The organism is Ideonella sp. B508-1 (assembly GCF_000333615.1).
In the GTDB taxonomy this organism is placed as follows: domain Bacteria; phylum Pseudomonadota; class Gammaproteobacteria; order Burkholderiales; family Burkholderiaceae_C; genus Ideonella.
This window is the reverse complement of record NZ_BADL01000454.1, coordinates 1-5,220: the sequence shown is the minus strand read 5'-3', so window position 1 is coordinate 5,220 and position 5,220 is coordinate 1. Positions and strand designations below refer to the sequence as shown.

The 5,220-nt window shown below is 72.2% G+C and carries 5 protein-coding genes; all 5 read left to right on the top strand.

All coding sequences use genetic code 11. The features are described from left to right. Positions 1-90 precede the first annotated feature (90 nt). The gene (locus I73_RS28905; RefSeq protein WP_022981959.1) at positions 91-1,071 is read left to right on the top strand and encodes an FAD:protein FMN transferase; all 981 of its coding nucleotides are present in this window, start codon (positions 91-93) and stop codon (positions 1,069-1,071) included. Further along, the gene (dsbD, locus tag I73_RS28900; RefSeq protein WP_022981958.1) at positions 1,055-2,983 is read left to right on the top strand and encodes a protein-disulfide reductase DsbD; all 1,929 of its coding nucleotides are present in this window, start codon (positions 1,055-1,057) and stop codon (positions 2,981-2,983) included. Before I73_RS28905 ends, dsbD begins: the two co-directional genes overlap by 17 nt. 35 nt (positions 2,984-3,018) lie before the next feature. Further along, positions 3,019-3,984, top strand: a complete 966-nt coding sequence (trxB, locus tag I73_RS18390) for a thioredoxin-disulfide reductase (protein WP_022981957.1) — start codon at positions 3,019-3,021, stop codon at positions 3,982-3,984. A gap of 45 nt (positions 3,985-4,029) precedes the next feature. Further along, entirely contained in the window at positions 4,030-4,605 is a 576-nt protein-coding gene (locus tag I73_RS18385; protein WP_022981956.1) for a DUF1415 domain-containing protein, read from the top strand. A gap of 90 nt (positions 4,606-4,695) precedes the next feature. After that, the coding region (gene asd, locus I73_RS18380) for an archaetidylserine decarboxylase (RefSeq protein WP_022981960.1) at positions 4,696-5,220 on the top strand (525 nt) is incomplete at its 3' end.

The window sequence follows — 5,220 nt, the reverse complement described above, 5'->3', positions numbered from 1 at the left end:
GGGGGAGACGGATCGCCCGGGCTGGCGCCGTTCTCGGCCCAGTGTGGGCAGTTCGGTCTGCGCCACCGCTTCTGAGGGGCGGCCCGGGCCATGGCGGATGCTTTCACCGTCGCCACCGATCCCTCCGGGGCCTGGCGGCTGCGCTTCCAGGCCATGGCCTCGGCCTGCGAGATCCTGCTCTGCGGCCCGGTGGGGCCGAAGGCGCAGGCCGCCGCACGCCAGGCCATGGCCGAGGTGCGGCGCATCGAGGCCAAATACTCGCGCTACCGCGCCGACAGCGTGATCGGGCGCATCAATGCCGGCGCGGGCGGAGCGGCCGTGGCGCTGGATGCCGAGACCCTGGGCCTGCTGGACTTTGCCGACCAGCTGCACCGGCTCAGCGGCGGGCGCTTCGACATCAGCAGCGGCCCGCTGCGCCGGGCCTGGGACTTCCGCCAGGGCGTGGAGCCCCAGGACGCGCAGCTGGCGCCCCTGCTGCCGCTGATCGGCTGGCCGCAGGTGGAGCGCGATGGCCCCCGGCTGCGCCTGCCGCGCGCCGGCATGGCGCTGGACCTGGGCGGCATCGGCAAGGAATACGCCGCCGACCGGGCCGCCAGCGTGCTGGCCCAGGCGGGGTTGCAGCACGGCCTGGTCAACCTGGGGGGCGACCTGCGGGTGCTGGGCCCCCAGGCCGATGGGCGGCCCTGGCTGCTGGGCATCCAGCATCCGCGCCAGCGCGAGGCCGTCTGCGCCCAGGTGGCCCTGCAGCAGGGCGCGCTGGCCACCAGCGGTGATTACGAGCGCTTCTTCATCACGCCCGATGGGCGGCGCTGCTGCCACATCCTGGACCCGCGCAGCGGCCGGCCGGTGCAGCACTGGCAGTCGGTCAGCGTCATCGCGCCGCTGTGCAGCGCGGCCGGCGCGCTGTCCACCATCGCCATGCTGATGGGCCCGGCGGCGCTGGACTTCCTGCGCGATCAGCAGGCCGCCTTCCTGGCCATTTCGCCCGAGGGGCAACCCATTCACCAGGATCTGGCACTCACGTGGACCGAATCCTCCCAACCCTTGCCGACCCATGCACACCCTGATTGAACCCATCGCCCGCGGCCGCGGGTCCCGCGCCTGGCGTCCGGCCGCGGCCCTGCTGGGGCTGGCGGCCAGCCTGCTGCTGCCGCTGGCCGTGCGCGCCGCCGATGCCGAGTTCCTGGAGCCGGACCAGGCCTTCCAGGTCCGTGTCGAGGCGCAGGCCCCGTCCGCGTCGTCCCCGTCTGAATCGACGCTGGACATCGCCCTGGTCTCCGCCCCGGGCTACCACCTCTATCGCGAGCGCTTCAGCCTGCAGGACGGCCCGGCCGGCCTGCCCGCGCCGCAGCTGCCCGCCGGGCGGCTGGTGTTCGACAGCAACTTCGGCCGCGACATGGCGCTGTGGGAAGGCACGGTGCATGTGCGCCAGGCCATTCCGGCCACGGTGCGCGAAGGCACGCTGCAGCTGAGCTACCAAGGCTGCGCCGAACAGGGCCTGTGCTATCCCCCGCAGCATGGCCAGCTGCATTTCAGCCGCGGCGCCGACGGGCGGCTGCAGGCCCAGTGGCAGGCGCCGCAGGCGGATGCCGACCTGGGTGGGGCCACCTTGCCGGTGGCTGCCGCCGCAGCCGCCTCGGCGACGCCGGCGGCCGAGGCTGCTGCGACCCCGGCCGCGCCGGCCGACCGCAGCGCCGCGGCCCTGGCCTCGGGCAGCTTGTGGAAGGTGGCGGGCATCTTCCTGCTGGGCGGCCTGCTGCTGTCCTTCACCCCCTGCGTGCTGCCCATGCTGCCCATCCTGTCCTCCATCATCGTGGGGCAGGGGCAGGGCGTCTCCCGGGGCCGCGGCCTGGGCCTGGCGCTGGCCTATTCGCTGGGCATGGCGCTGGTGTACACCGTGGCCGGCGTGGTGGCCGGTCTGCTGGGCTCGGGCTTTGCCGCCGCGCTGCAGAACCCCTGGGTGCTGGGCAGCTTCGCCCTGCTGCTCTCGGCCCTGGCGCTGTCCATGTTCGGCGTCTGGGAGTTCCAGATGCCCAGCTTCATCCAGCAGCGGGTGAACAACGCGTCCAACCAGCTCAACGGTGGACGCTACCTGGCCGTGTTCGGCATGGGCGGGCTCTCGGCCCTGCTGGTGGGGCCCTGCGTGGCCGCGCCGCTGGCCGGCGCCCTGGTCTACATCAGCCAGACCCGCGACGTGCTGCTGGGCGGCGTGGCGCTGTTCGCGCTGGCCGCAGGCATGAGCGTGCCCCTGCTGCTGCTGGGCCTGTCGGCCGGCAGCCTGCTGCCGCGGGCCGGCCGCTGGATGGAGCATGTCAAGACCTTCTTCGGCGTGCTGCTGCTGGCGGTGGCGCTCTGGCTGGTCTCGCCGGTGCTGCCCATCAAGGTGGTGATGCTGCTGGCCGGCGCGGGCACCCTGGTGCTGCTGTTCGCCCTGGGCGCCTTCGAGGCCGGTCGGGCCGGGCTGGCCCGTGGTGTGGCCGCCGTGCTGGGCCTGTGGGCGGTGGCCGTGCTGGCCGGCGGCCTGTCCGGGGGTGACAGCCTGGTGCAGCCCCTGGCCCATCTGGCCCGGGCCGGTGGGGCGCCTGCCGCGGCCAGCCCCGCCACGGGCGGCGCGGCCGGGGCGGTGGAGGCGCGCTTCCAGCGCATCACCACCGTGGCCGAGCTGGACACCGCCCTGCGGAGCGCCGGCCGGCCGGTGATGCTGGACTTCTATGCCGACTGGTGCGTGGCCTGCAAGGAAATGGCCCACCTGACCTTCAGCGATCCGGCTGTGCAGGGCCGGCTGGACAAGGCCCTGCTGCTGCAGGCCGATGTGACGGCCGACTCTGCCGAGGCCAAGGCCCTGCTCAAGCGCTTCGGCCTGTTCGGGCCGCCCGCCGTGCTGTTCTTCAACGCCCAGGGGCAGGAGAGTGCCGCGGCGCGCACCATCGGCTATGAGGCGCCGGACACCTTTGCTCGGCGCCTGGACGCCGCCCAGCTCTGAGCCATGCCCCAGGACCTGCCGAGATGAGCCGTACCATGATCGCCGCTCCCACCCACGTCCCTTTGCTGATTCTGGGCTCCGGCCCGGCCGGCTACACCGCCGCCATCTACGCGGCCCGCGCCAACCTGAAGCCGCTGCTGGTGACCGGCCTGGCCCAGGGCGGCCAGCTGATGACCACCACCGAGGTGGACAACTGGCCTGCCGACGTGATGGGCGTGCAGGGGCCCGAGCTGATGCAGCGCTTCCAGCAGCATGCCGAGCGCTTCGACACCCGCATCCAGTTCGACCACATCCACACGGTGGACCTGTCCCGCCGGCCTTTCACCCTGCAGGGCGACGCGGGCACCTACACCTGTGACGCGCTGATCATCGCCACCGGCGCCACGGCACGCTACCTGGGCCTGCCGTCGGAGCAGGCCTTCATGGGCCGGGGCGTGTCGGCCTGCGCCACCTGCGACGGCTTCTTCTACCGTGGCGAGGAGGTGGCGGTGGTGGGCGGCGGCAACACCGCGGTGGAGGAGGCGCTCTACCTCTCCAACATCGCCCGCAAGGTGCACCTCATCCATCGGCGCGCCAGCTTCCGGGCCGAGGCCGTGATGCTGGACAAGCTGCGCGAAAAGGTCATCCGCGGCGAGGTGGCGCTGCACCTGTTCAAGACCTTGGACGAGGTGCAGGGCGACGCCAGTGGCGTGACCGGCCTGCGTCTGCGCGATGTCCACAACGGGGCCCAGCGCGAGCTGCCGGTCAAGGGCTGCTTCATCGCCATCGGCCACCAGCCCAACACCCAGCTGTTCGAAGGGCAGCTGGCCATGAGCGACGGCTACCTCACCACCCGCAGCGGCCAGGTGGGCTATGCCACCATGACCAGCCGCCCGGGCGTGTTCGCTGCCGGCGATGTGCGCGACCCGGTGTACCGCCAGGCCATCACCTCGGCCGGCTCGGGCTGCATGGCCGCGTTGGACGCGCAGCGTTACCTGGAGCAGGCCCTGGCCGTGGCTTGATCCTGGCCAGGGACAGGGGCCGCCACGCGGGGGAGAATCCGCGCCATGGTCACACACGCCCCCCTGAGCCCCGCGCAGCGCCAGCAGGTGCTGGATGACACCCTGGATTGGCTGGACAAGGCCGTCATCGGCCTGAACCTGTGCCCCTTTGCCAAGAGCGTGCGGGTGAAGGGCCAGGTGCGCACCGTGGTGAGCGAGGCCACCACGCCCGAAGCCCTGCACGAACAGCTGCTGGCCGAACTGCGCCACCTGGCCGAGGTGGACCCGGAGGTGACCGACACCACGCTGCTGGTGCACCCGGTCGTGCTGCAGGACTTCCTGGATTTCAACGACTTCCTGGACGAGGCCGACGCGGCGCTGGAGGTGCTGGAGCTGGAGGGCACGCTGCAGATCGCCAGCTTCCATCCGCAGTTCCAGTTCGCCGGGACCGACATCGACGACGTCTCGAACTTCACCAACCGTTCGCCCTATCCGACGCTGCACCTGATCCGCGAGTCCAGCATCGACCGCGCGGTGGCGGCCTTCCCGGAAGCCGAGGCCATCTACGAGCGCAACATCGAGACGCTGGAGCGTCTGGGGCTGGACGGTTGGCGGCAGCTCTTCCCGGCCAAGAAGGACTGAGCCGAGCGGCAGGGCGGCGTCCTTACAATCGCCCGCCATCCTGCCCCGGCGTGCGTGCCCGGGCGTTCACCCCAGCCTGCCGCCGCCAACGTGTCCGATCGCCTCGCCGTCCTGCCCCAGTACCTGCTGCCCAAGCGGGCCCTCACGTCCTTTGCCGGCTGGGTGGCCGGCGGCCGCTGGGGGGGCATCACCACCGGCATCATCCGGCGCTTCATCCGCCGCTACGGCGTCAACATGGACGAGGCCCAGCAGCCTGACCCGGCCGCCTACGCCAGCTTCAACGAGTTCTTCACCCGCGCCCTGAAGCCGGGGGCCCGCCCGCTGGCACAGGCCGACCTGATCTGCCCGGTGGACGGCGCGATCAGCCAGTTCGGCCCGCTGCAGCGCGACCAGCTGCTGCAGGCCAAGGGCCACCACTACAGCAGCACCGCCCTGGTGGGCGGCGATGCGACCCTGGCCGCGCGCTTCGACCACGGCCATTTCGCCTGCCTGTACCTGAGCCCGCGCGACTACCACCGCATCCACATGCCTTGCGACGGCCGGCTCACCCGCATGATCCATGTGCCGGGCGAGCTGTTCTCCGTCAACCCCACCACCGCCCGCGGCGTGCCGGGG

Coding starts and splice junctions, on each gene's coding strand:
- I73_RS18385 (WP_022981956.1), top strand. CDS start 4,030: ATGGTCACACACGCCCCCCTGAGCCCCGCGCAGCGCCAGCAGGTGCTG.
- trxB (WP_022981957.1), top strand. CDS start 3,019: ATGATCGCCGCTCCCACCCACGTCCCTTTGCTGATTCTGGGCTCCGGC.
- dsbD (WP_022981958.1), top strand. CDS start 1,055: ATGCACACCCTGATTGAACCCATCGCCCGCGGCCGCGGGTCCCGCGCC.
- I73_RS28905 (WP_022981959.1), top strand. CDS start 91: ATGGCGGATGCTTTCACCGTCGCCACCGATCCCTCCGGGGCCTGGCGG.